The organism is Flavobacterium notoginsengisoli (assembly GCF_014207905.1).
Lineage (GTDB): Bacteria > Bacteroidota > Bacteroidia > Flavobacteriales > Flavobacteriaceae > Flavobacterium > Flavobacterium notoginsengisoli_A.
In genome coordinates, this window is sequence record NZ_JACHLB010000006.1 from 314,536 (window position 1) to 335,971 (window position 21,436).

General features: G+C 36.9%; 23 protein-coding genes, 1 tRNA gene and 1 pseudogene. 3 read left to right on the plus strand and 22 right to left on the minus strand.

Annotated elements, in window-relative coordinates:
• Positions 1-2: 2 nt before the first annotated feature.
• The 6 genes and pseudogenes from traN to HNP35_RS18775 form a co-directional block, all read right to left on the minus strand.
• Complete coding sequence (traN, locus tag HNP35_RS18750) at positions 3-896, minus strand: conjugative transposon protein TraN (protein WP_184165105.1); 894 nt, start codon at positions 894-896, stop codon at positions 3-5.
• 23 nt (positions 897-919) lie between these two features.
• Positions 920-2,242 carry a conjugative transposon protein TraM gene (gene traM / locus HNP35_RS18755; RefSeq protein WP_184165102.1) on the minus strand — a complete coding sequence of 441 codons (1,323 nt, stop codon included), beginning with the start codon at positions 2,240-2,242 and terminating at the stop codon, positions 920-922.
• Positions 2,229-2,513: a nitrogen regulatory IIA protein gene (locus HNP35_RS18760; protein ID WP_184165099.1), complete on the minus strand. Its 285-nt coding sequence runs from the start codon at positions 2,511-2,513 to the stop codon at positions 2,229-2,231. The genes traM and HNP35_RS18760 overlap by 14 nt, the downstream gene beginning before the upstream one ends.
• A gap of 20 nt (positions 2,514-2,533) precedes the next feature.
• On the minus strand, positions 2,534-2,971 hold the full coding sequence (locus HNP35_RS18765; protein WP_035649978.1) for a hypothetical protein: 438 nt from the start codon (positions 2,969-2,971) through the stop codon (positions 2,534-2,536).
• Positions 2,972-2,983: 12 nt separating this feature from the next.
• Positions 2,984-3,607 carry a conjugative transposon protein TraK gene (gene traK / locus HNP35_RS18770; RefSeq protein ID WP_184165097.1) on the minus strand — a complete coding sequence of 208 codons (624 nt, stop codon included), beginning with the start codon at positions 3,605-3,607 and terminating at the stop codon, positions 2,984-2,986.
• 21 nt (positions 3,608-3,628) lie between these two features.
• Positions 3,629-3,826, minus strand: a pseudogene (locus HNP35_RS18775) (conjugative transposon protein TraJ); the annotation flags it as partial.
• Between HNP35_RS18775 and HNP35_RS18780 the strand changes: the two are divergent.
• Complete coding sequence (locus tag HNP35_RS18780; protein WP_184165094.1) at positions 3,816-4,304, plus strand: alpha/beta hydrolase family protein; 489 nt, start codon at positions 3,816-3,818, stop codon at positions 4,302-4,304. The pseudogene HNP35_RS18775 and the gene HNP35_RS18780 overlap by 11 nt on opposite strands.
• A gap of 143 nt (positions 4,305-4,447) precedes the next feature.
• On the opposite strand, the gene HNP35_RS18785 is transcribed toward HNP35_RS18780, so the two are convergent.
• The 4 genes from HNP35_RS18785 to eptA form a co-directional block, all read right to left on the minus strand.
• The gene (locus HNP35_RS18785) at positions 4,448-4,729 is read right to left on the minus strand and encodes a DUF6520 family protein (RefSeq protein WP_123869462.1); all 282 of its coding nucleotides are present in this window, start codon (positions 4,727-4,729) and stop codon (positions 4,448-4,450) included.
• A gap of 76 nt (positions 4,730-4,805) precedes the next feature.
• Positions 4,806-6,317, minus strand: coding sequence for a DoxX family protein (locus HNP35_RS18790; protein WP_184165091.1), 1,512 nt, complete (start codon positions 6,315-6,317; stop codon positions 4,806-4,808).
• A gap of 229 nt (positions 6,318-6,546) precedes the next feature.
• Positions 6,547-6,825 carry a helix-turn-helix domain-containing protein gene (locus tag HNP35_RS18795; protein WP_184165088.1) on the minus strand — a complete coding sequence of 93 codons (279 nt, stop codon included), beginning with the start codon at positions 6,823-6,825 and terminating at the stop codon, positions 6,547-6,549.
• An 849-nt stretch (positions 6,826-7,674) separates the two neighbouring features.
• Positions 7,675-9,201 (minus strand): phosphoethanolamine--lipid A transferase EptA, encoded by a 1,527-nt coding sequence (gene eptA, locus HNP35_RS18800; protein WP_184165789.1) that lies wholly within the window; start codon positions 9,199-9,201, stop codon positions 7,675-7,677.
• Between the two features lie 505 nt (positions 9,202-9,706).
• Here eptA and HNP35_RS18805 point away from each other — a divergent pair.
• A complete protein-coding gene (locus tag HNP35_RS18805) occupies positions 9,707-10,456 on the plus strand; it encodes a phosphatase PAP2 family protein (RefSeq protein ID WP_184165085.1) in 750 nt (249 codons plus the stop codon).
• A gap of 181 nt (positions 10,457-10,637) precedes the next feature.
• Here HNP35_RS18805 and HNP35_RS18810 read toward each other — a convergent pair whose 3' ends face one another.
• The 10 genes from HNP35_RS18810 to HNP35_RS18855 all read right to left on the minus strand — a co-directional run bounded on the left by HNP35_RS18810 (position 10,638) and on the right by HNP35_RS18855 (position 18,506).
• Entirely contained in the window at positions 10,638-11,537 is a 900-nt protein-coding gene (locus HNP35_RS18810; protein WP_184165082.1) for a bestrophin family protein, read from the minus strand.
• A 111-nt stretch (positions 11,538-11,648) separates the two neighbouring features.
• Positions 11,649-12,350: a VIT1/CCC1 transporter family protein gene (locus HNP35_RS18815; protein WP_184165079.1), complete on the minus strand. Its 702-nt coding sequence runs from the start codon at positions 12,348-12,350 to the stop codon at positions 11,649-11,651.
• Between the two features lie 101 nt (positions 12,351-12,451).
• A complete protein-coding gene (locus HNP35_RS18820; RefSeq protein WP_184165076.1) occupies positions 12,452-12,946 on the minus strand; it encodes a DUF2231 domain-containing protein in 495 nt (164 codons plus the stop codon).
• 12 nt (positions 12,947-12,958) lie between these two features.
• Complete coding sequence (locus HNP35_RS18825; protein WP_184165073.1) at positions 12,959-13,714, minus strand: rubrerythrin family protein; 756 nt, start codon at positions 13,712-13,714, stop codon at positions 12,959-12,961.
• Positions 13,701-13,919 (minus strand): hypothetical protein, encoded by a 219-nt coding sequence (locus HNP35_RS18830; RefSeq protein ID WP_184165070.1) that lies wholly within the window; start codon positions 13,917-13,919, stop codon positions 13,701-13,703. The genes HNP35_RS18825 and HNP35_RS18830 overlap by 14 nt, the downstream gene beginning before the upstream one ends.
• A gap of 91 nt (positions 13,920-14,010) precedes the next feature.
• Complete coding sequence (locus HNP35_RS18835; RefSeq protein WP_184165067.1) at positions 14,011-15,387, minus strand: sensor histidine kinase; 1,377 nt, start codon at positions 15,385-15,387, stop codon at positions 14,011-14,013.
• A complete protein-coding gene (locus HNP35_RS18840) occupies positions 15,384-16,061 on the minus strand; it encodes a response regulator transcription factor (RefSeq protein ID WP_184165064.1) in 678 nt (225 codons plus the stop codon). The genes HNP35_RS18835 and HNP35_RS18840 overlap by 4 nt, the downstream gene beginning before the upstream one ends.
• A 10-nt stretch (positions 16,062-16,071) precedes the next feature.
• A complete protein-coding gene (locus HNP35_RS18845) occupies positions 16,072-16,533 on the minus strand; it encodes a DUF2231 domain-containing protein (RefSeq protein ID WP_184165061.1) in 462 nt (153 codons plus the stop codon).
• 359 nt (positions 16,534-16,892) lie between these two features.
• Complete coding sequence (locus HNP35_RS18850; RefSeq protein WP_184165058.1) at positions 16,893-18,131, minus strand: site-specific integrase; 1,239 nt, start codon at positions 18,129-18,131, stop codon at positions 16,893-16,895.
• 300 nt (positions 18,132-18,431) lie between these two features.
• A tRNA-Pro gene (locus tag HNP35_RS18855) sits at positions 18,432-18,506 on the minus strand.
• A gap of 174 nt (positions 18,507-18,680) precedes the next feature.
• Between HNP35_RS18855 and trxB the strand changes: the two genes are divergently transcribed.
• Positions 18,681-19,628, plus strand: coding sequence for a thioredoxin-disulfide reductase (gene trxB, locus HNP35_RS18860; RefSeq protein ID WP_184165055.1), 948 nt, complete (start codon positions 18,681-18,683; stop codon positions 19,626-19,628).
• A 147-nt stretch (positions 19,629-19,775) separates the two neighbouring features.
• Here trxB and HNP35_RS18865 read toward each other — a convergent pair whose 3' ends face one another.
• Both HNP35_RS18865 and HNP35_RS18870 read right to left on the minus strand, forming a co-directional pair.
• On the minus strand, positions 19,776-20,609 hold the full coding sequence (locus HNP35_RS18865) for a GIN domain-containing protein (RefSeq protein ID WP_246453592.1): 834 nt from the start codon (positions 20,607-20,609) through the stop codon (positions 19,776-19,778).
• An 85-nt stretch (positions 20,610-20,694) separates the two neighbouring features.
• Positions 20,695-21,429 (minus strand): head GIN domain-containing protein, encoded by a 735-nt coding sequence (locus HNP35_RS18870; RefSeq protein WP_184165049.1) that lies wholly within the window; start codon positions 21,427-21,429, stop codon positions 20,695-20,697.
• Positions 21,430-21,436 lie beyond the last annotated feature (7 nt).

Here is a 21,436-nt window from a genome sequence, read left to right on the forward strand (position 1 = left end):
TACTAAAACTTCAGATGCATGTCGCTAATTAATCGGGCTTTTATCAAATCCGAATTTTCCACCTGAAGCGTCTGATGCCTTTCGCCGTTCTTCTCAAAAATCTCAATCAGCAATACCTTATCATCGGCAATGGTAAACTGGTCCAAAAGGAATACGTTTTTTTCGACTTCTATACCGCCAATCACACCCAGTGGCTTGTAACTGCGAAGCGGTATCATCGGTCTTTCCTGTATCACGGTGCGTTTGGCTATTTTCTTATCTACCACCTTGAAATTCATAAATTCAATCTGGAAGGGAACATTCGTGCGATTATCCAGTTCGGTATGGAAATAGTATTTACCGTTATGGATGTAAATTCCTTTGAGAATAAACTGAATACCGAAACTTTTTGCCCCAATATGTTTTACAAAACGTTTATCCTTTTTATAGATCGTTTCCAGTATCAAACCTGCCAGGGATGGCGAGTTGTTCCCCAGTTCTTCAAATAGCACATCTTGTCCGGCGGATCTATCCACCGCCTTTTGCATTGCCAGAAGGTTGTAACTCAATGTAGATGGGCAGGCACTATAATAGGCGTTGAAGCTGTAAAAACGGCCGTCGTCGGTAATCACCGAAAAATTAGTTTCAGGCTCAAAGTCCTTTACCGAGGCTTTTACGCGAAGCACATTTTCTGCGTCTTCTGCTTTTCCTGCAATTATGTACTCACTTCCCAGATCCACATAACGTATTGCGCTTGGGAAAATCAGATGAGAAGTCTTGTCGTAAGTAACCTGCATTTCGTACGATTCTATCCTGCCCAGGGCAAGCGAAGTTTTTGCAGTTTCCTGCGCAAAAGAGGCGGCGGAAAAGCCGATCATAAGGGCAGCTGCCCAAAAGGTTTTTAAATAATTTTTCATTGTTAATTTATTTTAGTTTATTATTATTTTTTAGAGACAAGAAATACCTGATAGCCAGCTTTCAGGGTAACTTTTGGCGTTTTTACTTTTTTGGAGAAATAGCCTGAAATGCCCTGTACAACACCTCTGCTCAAATCTGCCGCAACCTGCTGTCCTGCTGATTGGGTCAGCATCAGGCTCGTTCCTGAAGTCTGGCTCATATTACCAGCCATCTCAGTAAGGGCATTCATTTCAGGAGAATACGGGACGTACAAACCCTGCTGACCGTCAAGGTCATAAATGGTTATGTCTACCGGGATAATATTACCATCGAGTTCTATGGAAGTAATTTTCATCTGTAAACGACCTCCCTGAAATTTAGCGATTGCCGTTAAGAGCGTTCCCTGCGGGATGGTGCGGTTAGGGGTTTGGGCAGGTTCCAATAAACGCAGGCGCACGCCGCTTTCACCAATAATGGTCTGCGTTTCCTGTATGCAGGCTTTCACACTGTTTTTGGGTTGTGCAGTCTGCTGTACAGATCCCGGAGTATAAAAATTCCTGTTTTTATTTGCGCTCCAATCCGCTAAAAAAGTACTATCTGAAGGCTCTCTGTACAAAGCCGAAACGGCTTTTTTTCCTGCAGGGGCAAATGCCACAAAATACTCTTTCTGCGTACTGGCAGAAGCTGTACTGCCTTTGTTGGGGGAAGCTTCACCATTATTTGTACCTGTCGGAAGATATTTTGCAGCCATCTGATAGGACTTTTCCATGAGTGCCAGCTGGTCATCTACAGTCACGCTTTTGGGAAAGTCTTTATCAGCCAGCTTTTCTTTCAGCTCATCAAGCTGTCTGCGGAGTTCTTGCGTTTCATTATTGTCATCCTTATAAAAGGAGCCAAGCGCACTTTGAGAATTGCGGTAACTGTTTAATGCCGGATTAGATGATCTTCCCGGATTATTACCGTAACCCATGCTTTGATCTTCCTGCTCAGCGAGTGTATCCTGATTGTCTTTAGATGAACTGTCCTCATTCCAGTAATCGGAAAGCGTGGTCAGGGCATTACGTTTTTCCTGGTCTTTCTGCTCCAGCATTTCCTGCTCATATGCTTTCTGTTTGTCGGCCTGCATGCCGGCTTCGCTGGCCTGCGGGACGGCATCGTTCAGGCCGATATTCTCGATTTCCTTCTTGTCTGAAGACGGTTTAAATATCAGGTACATACATCCGAGAAAAACGATTCCCATAAGTATGAATATTACCGGTTTTTTAAGCTGTTCTTTGCTGCTCTTTTTATCATCGGGCAGATTGGATGCTCTGGATTGGTCAGCTTCTTCAACCAGAACGCTGACCCTTTTTTCATTTTCTTTCATAAATCTTTTCTTTTAATTTTGTTGATAATGTGTCCAGTTGGGAGGCAGGACTTTCTTTTTTACGGACAGGGTTGTCAATATGCTCGATGACCATCCTGTTATCAGATTTTTCCATGTCGTAGCACACTTTTAAAATAACCACGACGGTAAGCAGCAGGTACGCTAAAAAAAGGCATAGCGTATATCTTCGCTGTCTGTCTAAGGATAAGGCCCGCCAGCTTTTATCCTGCTTGTCAAACCACTTGTCTATATTTATTCTTATTGTTTTCATACTTTAAAGATTATGGGTTATCACATTCTAAACCCTCTTTTTCGCGGAGCAATCTCTTCATTGGGTTTTTCTGACACTTGGGCAATAGCCTCCTTTATCGTCGGAAGCGAACTTGCTGTAAGGTTTGTCTGTTTAGATTCCTTCATTAATTGCCCGTAGCGGTCTGTTCTTTTTATATACATTTCTGTATCCCCTAAATCGAATTTCCCGTTCTCGTATCTTACACGCATATTGCACTCAACCTTTGGCCTGTCTTCGCCATTCCATTCGAGGTAGGTGGATAAATGCAAGTAATTTGCTAATCTCGGAGCATCATTACCATTTTCCCAAGTCTGTAAAAACCCGCTAATGCTATCCTTTAGTTTGCCTGGGCAACAGCCCTCAGTGTGGAAAGAACCGTCATATCCCTTATCGGTCAGGGTTTTTACCAATGCGTCTAAATGAAGTAAAAGTTTCATTATCCTTAATTTTTAACGTTCAATGACTTCTATGTCCTTATTTTCCACCACGGAAAATTTCTCGATATTAAAGCCCTGCGGGTTATTGTCCGAGCGGACGGAGTTAACCAGAAAACAGGAGGTCACAAGGTTACGTTTTGTCACATTGCTCGAACGGATGATAAACTGTTTGGCATAGGTGCGCACGGCATACGGATAATTCTCAAAATTGCAGGCTACGCTGTCAATTTCGATACGCTGCTGTACATTTCCCGATATGATACGGTTGTAATATCCTTTTTCCGAGAGGTCTTTGTAATAATCATAGGCACTTTTATCGGCAAGATTAAATGCCCTTTTCATGTTGCTCTCAATAGCATTTTTATCCGGAGCTAGCGTAAAGAACAGTTCATGGAAGCGCCTTACGTGTTCCCTTGCTTCCACGGGACGGTTTATAGACGCGTCCTGAGCGAGTGCCAGCATGAGTGATTTGCCATTGTCCAGCACATATATTTTTTGTCTCTGTTGTTCAGCGAAACTGTAAGATCTCCATACGGCATATCCTGCAATGGCTGTGCAGAGCATGGCAAACACAATAGCATACAATCTTATCTGTCTGAAACTGTTTTCGATATTTCTTAGCGTTTTAAATTCCATTTTCTTAAATAATTAGTTGTTTTATTTGCTCATCAGCCTGCCGCCAATATTTCCTGCTGCTGAACCGGCTCCCGCTCCGGTAACATTTCCTGCTTTCATCGCTGTCTGGTTGACATTGCGTGTAAAGTTCCCAGCTCCGCCGGCCTGGATAATCCAGCCTGTTACTGTTGGAATAGTGAAGTAACCCACAATTCCTATAATCATAAATATGATATACACGGGACTTATAGGGCATTCTTTCGGAGGATTTGAAACTTCCTACATTGTGGGGCAGACTAACAGGTTCAAGACTGCAGTGGCGGGTGCCGGCGTTACAGATTTATTGAGCTTCTATCTGGATATCGATTCATCTGATATCTCAAATATGGAACGTTTTGAAAATTCGCAGTTCAGAAATAGAATTGCTTTTACAGAGAACGAATTTTTATCAGAGTCTCCAATTATGAATGTCAAGGGAATAAACACACCGCTTTTGATCTGGACGGGCGACAATGACAAAATGGTAAAATCATCCTATGCTATTAAAATGTTCGCAGCTTTATGGAGACTTCAAAAGAAAAGTACACTGCTGATCTACCCTGATGAACCACATGTAATTGTTAATCCAGTTAACCAGAGGGATCTTACTCTCAAACTAACCCAGTGGTTTGATTACCAACTGAAAAATTCACCCAAAGAAGATTGGATGAATGACTAGGTTTATACTTATTGGATTCTGTATTGAAACAATATGTAAATCAGGTTATTATAGTGGATGAAAACCATGTTTAAAAGAGTTACTCTCATCAAATACTTTATTAAACAAAAGCGGTGCCTATAAAGGACACCGCTTTTTTTAAATTAATTAGCAGGTCTTGAGAGTACTTTATTACAAGCCATCGCCTGTGGATTTAGTTTTCCAAAAGCCTGGTGTGAAGTTCCCTGATAAATTGCTGTACATACAGGTCCTGGGTCATTATTACATTGAACCTGAACGGCACAAGGCTGTCCCGGCAGGTTAATCCATCCGCTCTCTGGAGCGAGAACTGCTTTACTATCTGCACCTTTAAATGCAAAAGCACCAAACACTGCCAACAGTAATACAAATGCTGGCAAAACCATTTTAAAAAATTGTGTTCTCATGATATTTATTGTTTGATTATGATCTACTCTTTTTCAGGTTTTCGATCTTCCCCTGACACGGCCGGCCCGTATATTTTTAGTTGCCTATATCGAAATTGAGTGCTTGCAGACGATATAATACCAAATAATGATCGCTCAATCCAATTAGTATATTTCCATACACACTGAAACTCTTGATTTTTTCTCCTTCATAATCATACAGATAAAAGCTGAATTCGTAACTCTGTTTTTTTAAGTCGTAAACATCTATAATTGATGCATCTTTTAGCATCTCTTCAGATTCATATTTGCCCAATCTATTTGATTTTGTGAACAAGTATTTTCCAGATACTGCAGACTGTTGTTGTACCAATTCTGGACGCTTCGCCAGTGTTCTTATGCGGCCAGAATCCTGATATGCCAGTTTAATTGATGATTGTGTGATCGTATCGATCGTGCGACCTTTATAATTTAGTTTTAGGGTAGTATCTGATGTTAAATATTCATTTCTATAGTAATATACATATACTACTTTTTCGAGATTCGCATTATATCTCAGCATTCCATCGGTATCAAATACGCCGTCAATCTTCTTTTCAAGTAATTGACTCGTTTCTATAATAGGGATGCCCTTGGAAAAATCAAGATAACTGATAACATTCTGACCTCTGGTTTTATCCAGACCACTCAAAATAAATCTTGAGGGGAAAATAATTTCAAACTGTGAAAATGTATGATTGCCCTGCCAGTATTTTTTGGCTTTCCAATCTGACATGCTTCCTTTAAAAATTGCTGGTACATTACCGTCAACTAAAAAGAAGTATGGCGTGTGAATTCTGATTTGAGGTGCATAGAACGTAGTATTATTTTTATTGTCTAATTGTATATTTATCGTCTCCGGGTTATTAAGTGTAGTATCGATACTAAAAACATGGGATGGAGCTGTAGTATTACCAAGATAGATACGATCCTTATCTACGCCTGCAATATAATAGGAGTTGTATTTAATGTTTAATCCTTTTATTGTAGTTACGGGATGTGGAGGATACCTTCTCAAAAAGCTATTATTTCTATGTATTTCATTTTCAGACAACAAGTATAAAAGAGAGACTACAGAAATACCTCCAATAAAACAACTAAGTAAAATTGTAATAGGACTGTTGTATTTTTTAGGCTTTTTATTGTGTACATTTTCTCTTTCAAGGAATATACCTGCAAGTGCAATGATTATAAAACAAATATTAAATACTAAATGTTCTGTCCATCCCATTTTTTCCAGGACACCTCCACAAGAACAGGGAACAAAAGAGCTAAAATTCAATATAATGATTATGTATGTGGTAAACATGACCATCAAAGTAAACGCTCCAAGTATGGCCCAAAACCGAATACGCTGGTAAAGTAAAGCTAGTGCTATAGCAATTTCAATTCCAGGTACAAGTATAGAAATGATTCCAGCATATACACTCAACATAGGAGATTGTCCAAGTTGGGTTCGGAAATTTTCAAAATCCAATAGTTTACTTACAGCCGCATACACAAACAGTAAGGCATAGAGCAAACAAATTATATAGACTATTGTGTTTTTAAATGATACTGATATTCTCATGCCGCAGATTTTAACTCTCACAGTGTTTTATCATCTCCTTTGAAGAGATAGTAAACGAGCTTAATATGATTTATTAATTATCACTATATGAGTATTTTATAATGCTAAATTATGACAAGAATATCGAAGGATTGATGTAAAAAACGATCCTAAATTTGTAAAAAACGATCCATTTTATATTTTTACTGTAATTGAAATACTTAGTTTTTAAGTCTATCTTCTGCTAATTCTATTTTGAATTACCAGCTCCATCCATCAGTTTCTGAATGTCATCATAGCGATAATACATAAGCCCGCCAATCTTATTATAGGGAAGGGTGCCGTTTATCCTAAGGTTCTGAAGGGTACCGGCTGAAATATTTAAGAGTTTGCGCACTTCATAACTTTTGAGCCATACTCGCGCTTCCTGGCCCGGTTTGCGGGGATACTGCTGATATCTTCGAATTTCTTCCAACAGTTCTTTTTTGAATTTATCAAGGTCATCTCTGGTAATAAGATCTACATTCATATTCTAACTTTTAAATTAACAATACAATCCAAGGCTACAATTTTGTTGGATTTTTATACTATTACAAAATAAATACATTAAGAATACTGAAAAATAAAAGAGTACATGTTTGGCCGGCTATGGCTCTCTTTTACAGGGAAGAAGTGATAATGGCCTTTGTTGGAGAGATCATTGTAAATCAAAATATATTAGTGATTCGAACTTAGATCCCATTGGCAATGAAAATGCGTCAGTAACAGAAACCTTCTTATTTAGACAAAAAGAAGATAATAAGATAAAAAACTAAAGCTTTTTATCTTATTATTTGTAAAGTTCCAGGACGCATTATTAAACTAAATATAATTGAGGCACTTCTGGAAATCTACCACCCAATTACAATTTTTATTTAGGTCAAAATAATATTATAAATGGTAAAATTTGTAAAGTATTAAGAAAAAACGACGTCATTCGATTCCAATAGTGTCATTATAAACAGCAACAGTGTGCAAAAAATAAACCTCGGTTATGCGATGGAAGCTGCAAAAAATGGTGTCCTGGAGCCACTGGCACGCGGGTGGGATGCTTGGCTTTTTTACATAATGCTATAGGTCTCTTTAGAGACATAATGCGACATTATGTAAAGAAGCTTAGGAGAAAAAATTACCGGCGTAAGCCACGCAGTGAAAGTGTTATTGCACCAATAATTGTGACGGTAATTTTTTTAGGAGCGAGGGCAAGGAGTGGTAACTGGAATGTAGACAGTTATCATCTAACTCTATACTAAAAACTAATGCTGTATAATTTTTTAGTGCTAAGTTTTGAAATATTGCCTGTTTTTCTGTTTCAGATAAACAAATTAAATGAAATATATTATTTGAAAATGTTCATTTCTTCATTATAAACAGGACTTTGTATGTTTAAAAAATTTAAAACACTATGAAATACATGGTTCTGAGTTAATGTTTGATTGGGTTTGAGTTGTTTTGAACCGTCAGATACCCAAACAATAAAAGGAATATCATATTGCTCTTTCGGTGCAATACTTAAAGGTAAACCATGCATGAATAAATTATTTTCACCTAGAGATTCACCGTGGTCTGAAACAAAAATCATGGCACTATTATAATCCGGCAACTGCTTTAAATTTTTAATTAATTCGGATAAAATATAATCGGTGTAAACAATAGTATTGTCATAAGCATTGATAAGTTCCGTTTGAGAACAATTTCCTAATTCAACACTATTGCAAACGGGTTTAAAAGACTCAAATTGAGGTGGATATTTCTTGTTGTATGTTGGACCATGACTTGTACTTGTGTGCAATACTACTAATATTTTATTTTTTTTACTAGCTACTATTTGTTCTTTTAGCCCGGACAAAAGAATTTCGTCATAATTACATCCTCCTCCTTTGCAATTTGATGTTAAAGCATCCCGGGTTTGATAATTTTTTATATGGACAGGCGGTTCGCCCCAATTAGTGGTTCGCCAAATAACCTCGACATTATTTCTGTATAAATAATTCGGTAAGATCTCATATAATTTATCCGAATTAGTGTGTTCTAAAATGCATTTTACACCTGCGGTGGTATAAGTAGCACAGGATGTAGCGTTGAAATGAAATAAGTTAGTTGTTTTGGAAAGCAGTGGATTTGTGTTTTTTTTATACCCATATAAAGAAAAATTTTCGCTCCTTGCTGACTCTCCGATTACTAAGACTACGACCGATTTGCTGTTATCTTTTATCGTAGCATTTGGTAATAAAATTTGTTTTTCATTTGCTTTATGTTTATGGATATAAAAAAGAGAAAAATTTACCGTATAAGACCAGGGCATTGCAAGACCGCCTAATGTTTTCGAATTTTTATCAATCCATAACCAGTTGCTCCCATTAGCAAAAACTAAGGTTAGAATAAATAAAAGGGCAAGTGAAGTAGTAATTATAAATCTCCTTAGAGTTACATTTATTATTTTGACCTTAATGATATAAATGCCGGGAATAACACCAAAAAGAATTATGTATAAGATTAATTTAATAGAAAAAAAACTACTTGATTCCTGATAGTTGGTATTGAGTACATTTCCGATCATGTTTTCGTCTATTATGACGCTGTAGGTATTAATAAAGTATACTGCAATTGCGTTGATACTAAAGAATAAGACCAATAAAAACTTCCCAACAAAGCGTGACAGAAAAAACACCAGGTAAAAAACAAGAGAATTTACAAGCAGCATTAGAATGATTAAACTTGCAATAAGAACAATGCCGTTCAAACTTTTGTAATCGACATTCTCAAAGACAAAGACGTAAAAAGGGAAGTGAAAGAATAGAAAATTAAGCAAACTGATTAATAAGACAAACTGAGTTATTGTCAATTGATTTTTTAACTTAAACATTTTAGGCAGATGTTTTTTAAAATGTTTCATTTTTTTTGGCTCCTAATAGTCCTACGAGCGATGCAACGGTTTGTTACTTTTTAAGCTAAGTAAAAGTAACAAATTTATACTAAAACAATTATTTAAGGCCCATCAAGTTCACAGCTTATATTAATTTTAGCCTTTTTCATATTTTTTACCTCAAATCGTATTGCAAGCATTGGGAATGATTGGCAATTAGAATGGGAACGGTTGTGCAGACATTCTCAAAAGGAATTGACTAAAAATTAAACAGGTTTACTTTGCGAGTATGATAAGATACTAACCGATTGGAATGAAAGGAACATTCGGTAAAGAATTCCGTCCAAAGGCCTTTAATACAAAAAGTATCATACTATCTTGTCTTTACTTTCTGAAAAATCGTTTTGTTTTAGTTATTCAATTATAGTAAATAAATACAATAAATTGCATACATTCACATTCACCCGATAGCGACCTACCGTTATGCTAAAAATTAAAAAACCTTATGGAAAGATTAAACCTTACTGTTTTATTATTTCTGACCACTGCATTCCTCTTTGGACAGGACAAGGCGCTGGACAGCTTACATACCGATAAGACTATGAAATTCAATTACAAAGCCCTGATTATACCTTCTGTCCTGATTGGTTATGGTGTTATTGGCCTGGAAAGCCATACGCTCATAGAAATTAATTCAGGGACCAATAATGAACTGAAGGAACATATTGATGAAAAGTTTACCATTGATGATATTACACAATATGCTCCTTTTGTTTCGGTATATGCACTCAATCTTGCCGGAGTTAAAGGCAAAAATAATTTTAAGGATCGTACTATTATTTTGGGAACGGCTTACCTGATTATGGGTGGAACGGTAAATATCATTAAAAATACAGGAAACGTAGAAAGGCCTGATGGAAGTTCAAACAACTCCTTCCCTTCGGGGCATACTGCTACCGCTTTTATGGGTGCGGAATTTTTATACCAGGAATACAAGGATGCTTCGGTATGGTATGGAATCGCAGGCTATACAGTTGCTGCCGGAACCGGGTTTTTCAGGATGTACAACCACAGGCACTGGTTAACTGATGTAGTGACTGGAGCCGGTATTGGAATTATGAGTACCAAAATCGCATATTGGGTGCATCCATTTATAAAACGACACTTGTTTAAAGGGAAAAGCGACCTTAATGGTATGATCATGCCTTTTTACAATGACAAAAAATATGGAATAGGACTGGCAATGACATTTTAGATAACCTGTCTGGTAAAAAAAATAAAAAAAACACCTTATTTTTAAGAAGTTCACCAATGCTAGGAGTATGTCCGATGCAAGTCACGCAGTGAACGTGTTATTGCACCAATAACTGTGACGGTATTTTTTTTAGGAGCGCTGGGAAAGAATGCAATGAAAATTGAATATTTCAATTGATTTACTAAAGTTTGTCTTTTATTTCACGGCAATTTTGCTCGATTGTTTTACAAATTTCATCTATCGATACTGAGGTTTTGTTCTCTGAAAAAGGTTCACCGTGTAAATTAGCCAGTTTATTAATTGTTAAAAAGACAGTACTTATAATAACCATAATTGGTATTGCTAAAAACTCAAAACCACTATTTTCTCCTCCTAAGTCAATGTCTCCTATAAACAAAGGAATTAGTAGAACGTAGAAATACACAATTATTCTTGTGAAAGCACTGTAAATCATCAAAAAAGGTGTGTTTTTTATTCTCTCTGCTTTACCTTGTATGTCATAAAACCTATTGATATGTTGCATTAAATCGCCTTTTTCAATTCTCGCTGTAAAAGCAAAACTATCTTCAATGGTTTTTGTAATTGCGACCAGAATCTCATTTGAAATTTTATTCTCTTGATTGATATCAAACTCAGAAAGAAGTTGGCTTGACTCCTCACTGAAAGTTGGTTTATGGTTGTTGTGCATTTCATTTTTTAATTGTCTAATAAACAAAATGCTTAAATCGATTGTTTTTTTTGCTTTGAGTCTTAAATCAGTTTGTTCTGTTTCTTTAAAATGACTCTCATTACCATAATACGCATATATCTTTGTGACAAAGCTTCTGGTATTATTGGTTAATTCACCAAAAATCTTTCTTGCTTCCCACCATCTATCATAAGCAGAATTCATTCTAAACCCAAGGAAGAATGCCACTGCAAGACCAAATACAGAACCTATTTGACCTGATATCTTATAAATGTGATCACCAAGGTATTCTTCCAGACCAAGCACAATAACGGTGTATATCGTTGTAACAATAATGAAAGGCGCTGTGATTTTCGCCAATTCAACGAGCCCTTGTTTTTCAGTTTTTATCATTTTAAAATGTTCTAGATCAATTATATTCGCGGGTTATAACTAACCTGGACTATCTAACCTTATATGATTATTTAAGAGAGTATCACTACCTATTTATAAAAGAGGCGGCAACTATACTTTCACTCCGAAAAGATAACCTACCGTTGCAGACAGCCCCATAGCGATTGTACCCCAAATAGTAATACGTAAGATTGCTTTTTTAATGCTTGAACCTCCTGTTTTTGCAGCAATTGTACCTAGAATAATTAGAAAAACTATGGTAAAACCATACATCCAGTATTCCATATTTTTTACGGGTGCGAAAAGAATTACGAGCAGTGGTAAAACACCTCCAACGGTAAATGCGGCTCCTGAAGCTCCTGCTGCCTGAATTGGATTTGCCTGACTGATTTCGTTTATACCTAATTCATCTCTAATATGAGCGCCTAATGCATCATGTGCTGTCAATTCAAGAGCTACTTGTTTTGCTGTTTCTTTAGTAAGCCCTCTTTTTTCGTAGATCTGCGCTAATATTTGCAACTCTTCCTCCGGCATTTCCCGTAGTTCTTCAATTTCTCGTTCGATATCGGCTTTCTCCGTGTCGGTTTGAGAACTAACCGAGACGTATTCGCCTGCAGCCATAGATAAAGCTCCGGCAACTAAGCCGGCTACTGTTGCTAAAATTATAGGTTCTCGTGTTGAACTAGCCGCCGCAACGCCAATAGCCAGACTGGAAATAGATATAATCCCATCATTTGCGCCGAGTACTGCAGCTCTTAACCAATTACTTCTGTGGATGTAATGGCTGTCTAAATAGTTATCGATTGTTATCATTTTTAGTTTTTGAATTTAAATTTAACACTATTGTTGGTTAAAAAAAAGCGATTCGGTATGGAATCGCTTTTAAGACGTTATTTTTATTATGAGGATACTCTTTAATCATCATCGCCTTCCTGTTCGCCTCCTTGTTCTCCTTGGGTTTGCGATGTGCCTGATGCAATTTCGGTATGCCTGATTTGTCCGCCCAAGTAACCTGTACGAGCGACCAATCCAAAGCTGATTAGTGCTAAAACCAGAGCAGCTATTGCCACCGGTCTTGCAAAAGTACTTTTTGTAATATTGAGGTAGATTCCTATTAAAGCCGTGACACCTACTATAATCAAAGCTACCAAGGCATAACTGGCAAAATCAGCATGTTGCTCGATTATATTCTCAGAAACCCCCTGTATGTTTTCCACTGTTTCTTCGGCAGCTTCGCCGGTTAAATAGGCTATTGCTGCACCTATAGCTGAAATTACCAGCAAATAGTATGATGCCAATTGAGTGGTATCGCTTTTTTTCCACATGCCGTACCCCAGGACTAAAGTTCCCAAAAGTGAACCAAAAATAGGTAGGTGTGTAATTAACAAATGTATATGGGTCTGGTCCATGATTTCTATTGTTTAAAGTGAATTAATTTTAACAAACTTTTCGCCGCTTGTCATTGAAATACCACAACGTTTAGGAGCTGTAGTTTCATAAGTGTTGCCACAGGTCGGACACACAAAATAAGTTGAGGGTAAAGTGTTGGCCTTGTTACTGATTAAAGCGGCCAATGCTTGTTCGTAGAATTCTTTGTGCTTTTTCTCTGTTTTGTACGCATAGTTTAAACTAATCAATGCTAATTGATTTGCTGCTGTATTTGCATCTTTAAGAAAGTTGGGATACATGGTTGTTGCTTCATAGGTTTCCCCTTTGATGGCAAACTCAAGATTTTCTTTAGTAGAAAGTACTTTAACATCAATAGTTGCTGGTTTTACAGTAACACCCATTTCTTCCAGCACTGCTTTGTGATTACCGGCATGTATTTTTTCTGCATAGGATGCAGCTTTGAACAATAAGGCAATTTCTTTATACCCTTCTTCGGCAGCTTTTTTGGAAAAAGCAGCATATCGTGCTGTTGCGTTGGATTCACCATTAAATGCCTCTTGTAAGTTGGTGATGGTTTTTTCTTTTGCTTCTGCCATTGTAATTGAACCCATAGCAACAGTCTTTTTATTGGTTGCCATAGCTTCTGTTGGATTTTTCATTTCTGATTTATTTTCGTCAGCCTCTTTGCAAGAACTTAAAGAAAATAGGATAGCTACAATCCCCCCCAATACGGTTACATTTTTTTTCATGATTTCTTTTTTGTTTATGGATTGATTACTCTTTTTCATTTTTTTCGTCGGCTTCATTCTCTGATTTTTCTGCGGGCTTTACCGAATCTTTTGCTACAGCCGGCACTGCATGTGTAGTAGCCTCGGGCTGAGCAGGAGCTGCTGTAGTTACAGGAACTGGTTCTGGTGGGGTTTCGTTGTTTTTGCAAGAAGCAACACTAAGAGTTGCTAAAAGTAATCCGAAGGTGATGATTTGCGTTTTCATAAGATAACTGATTAAAGATTTATAATAGTGTAAAGGTCAGACAGGGCGTCTTTTCCTTTTCTAAGTTCAATCTTAAAATCAGCTAAAGTATTTAGGCAGGAAACTGTAACTGAAAAGTGGTTCCTTTGCCTTTCACGCTGCTTACTGTGAGGATAATATTTAGCGCATCGCATAGGCGTTTGGCAATAGATAGGCCTAAACCATTTCCGGGAATCTGAGAGCTTCTTGATTCATCGGCCCTAAAAAAGCGGTTGAATAATAGTGGTAGTTGATCAGCATCAATTCCAACTCCTTCGTCTTTTACACTAAGTATCCCGGTTGCAGCATCCCAACTAAGGAAAATCCCGCCGCCCATTTTATTATATTTAATAGCGTTGGAAATTAAATTGTCTAAAATCATTTCCAATAATAGCGGGTCTGCCCAAACTGACGCATCTGACGGAACGCTGTTTTGTATTTGGATAGCATTACTTTTGATAAGAGCCTCATGATTTTTGATAATTTTTTTGATTGCAGGTTCCAGAAAAAAATGTTCTTTTTTAGTTACCAATGTTGTTGATTCGAGTTGGGCCAGTTGCAAAAGTTGGTCGTATAATTGTGATAGTCTATTGGTTTGCAGTAATACTTCGCGCATTTTTTCTTCATACCGTTCGGCTGTCCTGGGTTTTCTTAAAAGCACCTCGATAATCCCTTTTATTGCCGCCAGTGGTGTCTGCATTTCGTGGGATGCATCTGAGGTGAATTGTTTTTGTTGATAGAAACTACTTTCCAGCCGGTTCAACAATTCATTGATAGTAGTGGCTAATCGGTATATTTCATCCTCATTTTCGGGAAGAGGTAAGCGTGAATTTATGTTGGAGTAATTGATTTTAGCAGTTGATTCAATCAACTGATGAATTGGTGCTATGGCTTTGGAAGCCACAAAACTCATGATGAAGTACAAAATGGATAAGATAAAAATATAGATTACAGACAGCACAATCAGCAAATTGTGTAAAACATTATAGGATTCCTGTTGTGATACACCGATTGTAAGCTGCCCAATTATTTTTTTATCATTATTATAAACAGGGAATTGGCCTTGCCGTATTCTCTGATTATTTATCGTTGCGTTGTAAAAGGTGGTTGCTTTATTTTTTGGATCAAAAAGAAAGTGATTCCCTTGTAAATTGGCCGATTTAAAAACTGTTTCACCATTCAAATCGACGATTTGTATGAAAGTGGGATTGACTTCAAGCTGTTTGTGCTCTGCTTCTTCCCACTCGGGCATTTTGTTCATGATGATGGTATCCTCTTCCCAATCTAAATTAGAAAAAACTTCAGCTTTTTCGGTAGTAATATCATCATCTAGGTGCTTGTAGGAAGTATAATAGACTACACCATAAATAGTGATAAAAGCGATAGCCGTTAATGCAGCAATCGCAATTAAATTATAGGTAGCAATTCTTTTCTTAAAACTTAGTTTCATTCCTCTTGGTTAATTCTATAGCCAACGCCTCTGATGGTCTGGATAAAAGATTCTGAATTTTTATCGTCCAGTTTTTTTCGTATGCCATTAATAAAAACATCGATAACGGCGGTATCTTTATCAAAATGAACATCCCATATTTTTTCCATGATGCGTGTACGGCGGCATACTTTCCCCTTGTTGCGCAACAGCAGTTCGAGTAGTGCAAATTCCTTTTGTGTCAGGATGATTTGTCTACCTGATTTCGTTACTTCATGTATATCAATATCCAATTGAATATCTCCAATTTTAAAAACGGATTGTTCACCAGTTTTTTTACGCATTAGAACTCTGATGCGCGCTAATAATTCTTCGAAAGCAAAAGGCTTTTTCAGATAATCATTGGCTCCTGTCTCCAAGCCAAAAACAGTATCATCTACTGTATTTTTAGCGGTTAGGAAAATAATAGGAACCTCCTGGTTTACTTTGCGGACACTCCGGCAAATCTCAATACCGCTAACACCCGGCAGCATCCAATCGAGTAACATGATATCATACTCGTTTACGAAATCCAAAGCCATTTCAAGACCTTTTCTGCCATTATCGGCTAAATCGACAGCAAAGCCTTCCTCTTCAAGTCCCTCTTTTAAGAAACCTGAAATGGACGATTCATCCTCTACTAGTAAAACTCTCATTAATACTATATTATTGATTACTATTTAAATCAGGCAAGCCCAATTCTACTCCAGCTCCGTGTTTGTAGACTAATTGTCCTCCTAAATAGGCTGTACGGCTAACAGCGCCAATTACAGCAGCAAACAGCAAAACACTAATTACTTTGAACCATTTACTTTGTAACTTAAAAAACACTGTAGCAGCATATAGCAGGCTTGTTCCGATGGCGAGCCACATTGTTATAATAGCAGCCTCTTCATGCATACCTATTGCCCTTCCTAAAGTGCCCTCTTCCATTCCTTCTCCTGCAGCATCGCCTGATAGATAAGCAACAATAGTCCCAAATGTACCTAATATTAATAAATAAAAAGCTGCTTGATTAAAAAATGGCTTCCGTATTAAATGCCCTACTAACTCGCTTAGAAACCCAATCATAAGTAATGCAATGGGAAAATGTATTACCATAGCATGGAGGTGAGTTGATGATATCATCGTATTTTATTTTTTACAAAGATGTACCACTATGGATTGGGAATAGGTTAGTAATTTCTTAAGATTAGCTAAAGGTTTGTATTATTAAGTAAAAAAGACCGAACAAGATGTTCACAATGTGGATAGGTAAGTGAACAGGTTGCTGGATTGGTGAGAAGTTTTCTGCGAGGAGTCACTAAAATTTGAAAAATCAAGCGACTCATCTTTGGACGCCTATGGTTTGATATTTTATGAATAATTTGATATTCTAAAAGAAAAAACCCCACTAAATCCTTGAATTTAGTGAGGTTTATTTCATTTTGCATTTCGGCTGGCGGAGAAAGAGAGATTCAAAAACGCAAAAAAATATTTTTGAAAAATTAGGATACACTTGCAGACATCCGCTGTTCAAGATTGCGCATATCCTCACTGAGTTTTTGTTCAACGACTTTAGCATAGATTTGAGTGGTACGAATGCTTGTGTGCCCGAGCATTTTGGATACGCTTTCAATAGGTACGCCGTTGCTCAGGGTAACGGTCGTTGCAAAGGTATGCCGTGCTATATGAAAAGTTAGAGTTTTTGTTATCCCACAGAGGTCAGCGATCTCTTTAAGATAACCGTTCATTCGCTGGTTTGAAATTACGGGGAATACTGTCCCGTTATTCAGAGCTCTCGCATCATCTCTATACTTTTCCATCAATTCTATTGCCTGTGGCAGCAGCGGTACACATACACATGTATCTGTCTTTGCCCTGCTTGTAGATATCCAAAGTCCTCCGTCTATACCTGTGATAATTTTGTCTGTGGTAAGTTCAGCGAGTTCAATATATGAAAGGCCTGTGTAGCAGCTATAAAGAAACATATCCCGAACATGTCTCAGCCTTTCGATAGTAAATTCTTTATCTACCAGCAATGCAAGTTCTTTAACGTTCAATGAATGCCGTTCCACTTTGTCAAAATGTTTTTTGAAGCTGGCAAAAGGATCTTTAGCAAGCCAATCCAGCTTGACAGCCATATTTATCATTTTTCGCAGCCTTTCGATATGCTTCATGATGCCGTTGTTATTAAGTGGCTTCTGGTGATCCTTGGGAACATAATTAAAAAGGTAGCGTTCAAAATCCAGAATAAATTTGTACTTAAGCTGCGAAAGGGCAATATCATTTCTGTAGAGTTTCTCCCTTAGGAATGTTTTTACATACCGCTGGGTGGTATGGTAATTTTTCATTGTTCCGGGAGCAAGTTTATGCATCTGCTGTTCATTATGATATTCTATCAGTGCCATTAATGTTGGAGTTGTGTTGTCCGTGCCCATTACCCGGTCGCGTATCGCAGGGCCGTCTATAGCAGCATCATTCAGTAGCATCTGCTGATAGGTATTTATGATTTTTGCCTTGAACTGGTTAAGAAAAATGTTGAGTTCAGTAATTTCTTTGCGGTTTCCCTTAGCCATGCCTTTTCTTTCATCCCATTCGGCAGGCTTAACCGAACGCTTGACTGAAATCTCAGTCCGTTTTCCATTTACCGTTACTCGGGCACAGATAGGAGCCGAACCTTGGATCGTGGTTTTTTGGGTCTTTAGGTAAAAGAGGACCCCGAATGTAATTCCTGCTGTTTTCATATCTCAAAAATTTAATGTTTCAGATCAATTGCACATTAAATGGGTCCCAAGAAAGCTGGATTTTCTTTTGAAAAACTGCATAATTGAAGAAGCATCAAATGTTAAAATTTGAGTACAACTGACTGACTTTTAAAATATTAAAATGATTTTTGGGACCTGCAAGGTAAAAAAAGAAAAGGGGTAGCCGAATAGGTCCCATTTTCTTTGATATAACTTGAATATTTTGGAGTGGAATAAAAAGAAAAACCCCTTAAATCATTGGATTTAAGGGGTTTTGACTGACTTTGAAAGTCTTAAAAGTCGGGGTGGCAGGATTCGAACCTGCGGCCTCCTGCTCCCAAAGCAGGCGCGATAACCGGGCTACGCTACACCCCGAAGATGAATTTGTAATACTGCCCGAAAGCGGATGCAAAGATATAAATAAATTTCGTTTACAAAAGGAAAAAATGAAAATAAATAAAACTTATTTTGACATAGTTATTTAGGATTTATTTTAGTCCTAATTTTTTATAATAAAGTTTACATTTGCAACTCAAAAAAACTATTACTATGTCAAATACAATCGAAAAAATTAAATGCCTTATTATAGGTTCTGGCCCTGCGGGTTACACTGCAGCTATTTATGCGGCTAGAGCTAATATGAATCCGGTGCTATATCAAGGAATGCAGCCTGGTGGTCAATTAACTACAACTAATGAGGTTGAAAACTTTCCAGGTTATGTTGATGGTGTTACTGGACCAGAAATGATGATACAATTACAAGAACAAGCAAAACGTTTTGGTGCTGATATCCGCGATGGTTGGGCTACAAAAGTTGATTTTTCTGGAGATATTCATAAAGTTTGGATTAATGATTCTATCGAGTTGCACTGTGAAACCGTTATTATTTCGACAGGTGCTTCGGCTAAATATTTAGGATTGCCATCAGAACAACACTACCTTAATATGGGTGGAGGAGTTTCTGCTTGTGCTGTTTGTGACGGATTCTTTTACAGAAATCAAGAAGTTGTAATTGTTGGAGCAGGAGATTCTGCTTGTGAAGAAGCACATTACTTATCTAAACTTTGTAAAAAAGTAACGATGTTAGTAAGAAGCGAAAAATTCAGAGCTTCTAAAATTATGGAAGAACGTGTTCGTAAAACAGAAAACATCGAAATCTTAATGAATCATGATACAGTTGAAGTTTTAGGAGATTCGAATGTTGTTCATGCCATTAAAGCTTTAAACAAAACAACTGGAGAAGTTATCGAAATTCCTGCAACTGGTTTCTTCGTAGCAATTGGACACAAACCAAATACAGATATTTTCAAAGATTATATCACTCTAGATGAAACAGGTTACATCGTAAATACTCCAGGAACATCTAAAACAAATGTTGATGGTGTTTTCGTAGCTGGAGATGCTGCAGATCATGTATACCGCCAAGCTATTACAGCTGCAGGTACAGGATGTATGGCGGCTTTAGATGCTGAGAGATATTTGGCTGCTAAAGAATAAAGTTTTTTAGTTTCAGGTTTCAGGTTTCAAGTTGTTGAAACTTGTAAACTTTGTTTATAAAAAAAACAGCTTCAATTGGAGCTGTTTTTTTTATATAAGTTCTTATTGGTTAACCTGAAACTTGAAACAAGAAAAACCTGAAACAAATTATTTAATTTTCTTAAGCAACTTAGCTTCTTCAGAAAAACGAGTTAATGTAATAGCTGGACTTCCTAGAAGAGAGACTTCTGCTTTATCTCCAATAGCTAGAGAAACAGTTGTTTCTGCTAAAATGCTTCCTACAGCAAAATTTTCAGCAGTCACGTTAGCATCTTTCAATGTAAATTTTGTTCCTGTGAAAACCGAATTATTATCTAATCGAATAGTTGCTTTTTCGGCAATACCTTCAATTGCGGCATTTCCTTTTTGGTATAAATCACACTTAAATTTTATAGCAGAAACCAGAGTTTTTAGAACCGCATTTTTACTTAATTGCAAGTTTGCATCATCTGCTTTTAGATTTAATTCCGTTCTGGTTTTATCATCGGCAATTAAGGTGAATTTTTTCGCGTTTACATTCAAAAACAATTTAGAAAAATCAAGACAATTCATGGTAATATCGTCCAATTGTAATTCCTGAATAGCATAAACAACCGCCTCATTTTTGGTGATTACTTTGTTTAATGATTTAGTGTAAGTAACCTTAACCGCTAATTTTTTGAAAATGGTAGATTCTTTATTAGTATATAATCGAAGCGTTTTTTCTCTTAAATCCATTCCGATAATATCGTGTAGATTATCATCGGCTTCGATTTTGATTTCATTTTTTTCTCCTTGTTCTAAATAAACTTCCAGATTATCATCGACTTCAATGGCGTCAAAACTTCCAACTTCTTTCATTGAAGTCGTTACAATTTTAGAACCTTTAATTTTTTCTCTCTTTTGAGCAAAAGTCAATGTTGTAACAAACAATAATAGGAGCAGCGCTGTACTTTTTTTCATTAATTCTAGATTTGATTTTGACAAATATAAAAAAATCATCCACTTTTGATGAATGATTTCTTTTATATTTAACAGTTAACTGTTTTTAGTTTTTGTTAATATTTCCTCCAGAACTCGCTTCTTTTTCGATTGTTTTTGGAGAACCGGTATAGTTAATGCTTCCGCCGCTTGAAGCCTTAGCTTTTAATTTTACAATTGGATTGGCAACAATAGTTGCGCCGCTAGATACTTGTGCTTCTACTTCGTTTGCCATCAATTTTTCGGCATCTATACTTCCTCCGCTTGACGCAGAAGAATTAAAACTTAAAGCTTTACCTTCAATATTAATAGAACCTGCACTTCCTGCATCTGCTGAAATTTTATCAGATTCAATATTAACATTCATCGATCCAGCGCTAGAAGTTTCCAAAGTAATATCTTCTCCTTCAATAATTCCTTTAGTGGTAACAGATGAAGCGCTAGAAGCTTCAATTTTATCTACAACTGGCATTTTTACTGTTACCTTTTTTGCGGTAATATTACGGAAAGAACTGAATTTACATTTAATGATAAGAGTTCCGTTTTCTACTTTCGTAACAATTTCGTTTTGAAGATTATCATCAGCTTCAACAGTAATTTCAACATTGTCAGATTGTTCAACTACAACATCAATAGCGTTGCTTACAGAAATATTTTTAAACTCACCCTGCACAACTCTTTTTTCTGTTGTAACGTGTCCGCTTCCTTCAATAGCATTTACATTAAAGTTGCAAGAAGCAAATAATAAAGCGGTAACAGTAGCAATTATAAATTTCGTAATATGAATGATTATTTTGATCATGGCTTTT

What these genes read in the sequence shown, in the direction of transcription:
- HNP35_RS18795 (WP_184165088.1), bottom strand. Translation starts at nt 6,825, where the DNA reads ATGAATGTAGATCTTATTACCAGAGATGACCTTGATAAATTCAAAAAA.
- HNP35_RS18815 (WP_184165079.1), bottom strand. Translation starts at nt 12,350, where the DNA reads ATGATAACAATCGATAACTATTTAGACAGCCATTACATCCACAGAAGT.
- HNP35_RS18810 (WP_184165082.1), bottom strand. Translation starts at nt 11,537, where the DNA reads ATGATAAAAACTGAAAAACAAGGGCTCGTTGAATTGGCGAAAATCACA.
- HNP35_RS18805 (WP_184165085.1), top strand. Translation starts at nt 9,707, where the DNA reads ATGGAAAGATTAAACCTTACTGTTTTATTATTTCTGACCACTGCATTC.
- trxB (WP_184165055.1), top strand. Translation starts at nt 18,681, where the DNA reads ATGTCAAATACAATCGAAAAAATTAAATGCCTTATTATAGGTTCTGGC.
- HNP35_RS18840 (WP_184165064.1), bottom strand. Translation starts at nt 16,061, where the DNA reads ATGAGAGTTTTACTAGTAGAGGATGAATCGTCCATTTCAGGTTTCTTA.
- HNP35_RS18780 (WP_184165094.1), top strand. Translation starts at nt 3,816, where the DNA reads ATGATATACACGGGACTTATAGGGCATTCTTTCGGAGGATTTGAAACT.
- HNP35_RS18760 (WP_184165099.1), bottom strand. Translation starts at nt 2,513, where the DNA reads ATGAAAACAATAAGAATAAATATAGACAAGTGGTTTGACAAGCAGGAT.
- HNP35_RS18765 (WP_035649978.1), bottom strand. Translation starts at nt 2,971, where the DNA reads ATGAAACTTTTACTTCATTTAGACGCATTGGTAAAAACCCTGACCGAT.
- HNP35_RS18790 (WP_184165091.1), bottom strand. Translation starts at nt 6,317, where the DNA reads ATGAGAATATCAGTATCATTTAAAAACACAATAGTCTATATAATTTGT.
- HNP35_RS18870 (WP_184165049.1), bottom strand. Translation starts at nt 21,429, where the DNA reads ATGATCAAAATAATCATTCATATTACGAAATTTATAATTGCTACTGTT.
- HNP35_RS18820 (WP_184165076.1), bottom strand. Translation starts at nt 12,946, where the DNA reads ATGGACCAGACCCATATACATTTGTTAATTACACACCTACCTATTTTT.
- HNP35_RS18825 (WP_184165073.1), bottom strand. Translation starts at nt 13,714, where the DNA reads ATGAAAAAGAGTAATCAATCCATAAACAAAAAAGAAATCATGAAAAAA.
- traN (WP_184165105.1), bottom strand. Translation starts at nt 896, where the DNA reads ATGAAAAATTATTTAAAAACCTTTTGGGCAGCTGCCCTTATGATCGGC.
- HNP35_RS18865 (WP_246453592.1), bottom strand. Translation starts at nt 20,609, where the DNA reads ATGAAAAAAAGTACAGCGCTGCTCCTATTATTGTTTGTTACAACATTG.
- HNP35_RS18830 (WP_184165070.1), bottom strand. Translation starts at nt 13,919, where the DNA reads ATGAAAACGCAAATCATCACCTTCGGATTACTTTTAGCAACTCTTAGT.
- HNP35_RS18785 (WP_123869462.1), bottom strand. Translation starts at nt 4,729, where the DNA reads ATGAGAACACAATTTTTTAAAATGGTTTTGCCAGCATTTGTATTACTG.
- traK (WP_184165097.1), bottom strand. Translation starts at nt 3,607, where the DNA reads ATGGAATTTAAAACGCTAAGAAATATCGAAAACAGTTTCAGACAGATA.
- HNP35_RS18845 (WP_184165061.1), bottom strand. Translation starts at nt 16,533, where the DNA reads ATGATATCATCAACTCACCTCCATGCTATGGTAATACATTTTCCCATT.
- HNP35_RS18850 (WP_184165058.1), bottom strand. Translation starts at nt 18,131, where the DNA reads ATGAAAACAGCAGGAATTACATTCGGGGTCCTCTTTTACCTAAAGACC.
- HNP35_RS18835 (WP_184165067.1), bottom strand. Translation starts at nt 15,387, where the DNA reads ATGAAACTAAGTTTTAAGAAAAGAATTGCTACCTATAATTTAATTGCG.
- traM (WP_184165102.1), bottom strand. Translation starts at nt 2,242, where the DNA reads ATGAAAGAAAATGAAAAAAGGGTCAGCGTTCTGGTTGAAGAAGCTGAC.
- eptA (WP_184165789.1), bottom strand. Translation starts at nt 9,201, where the DNA reads ATGTTTAAGTTAAAAAATCAATTGACAATAACTCAGTTTGTCTTATTA.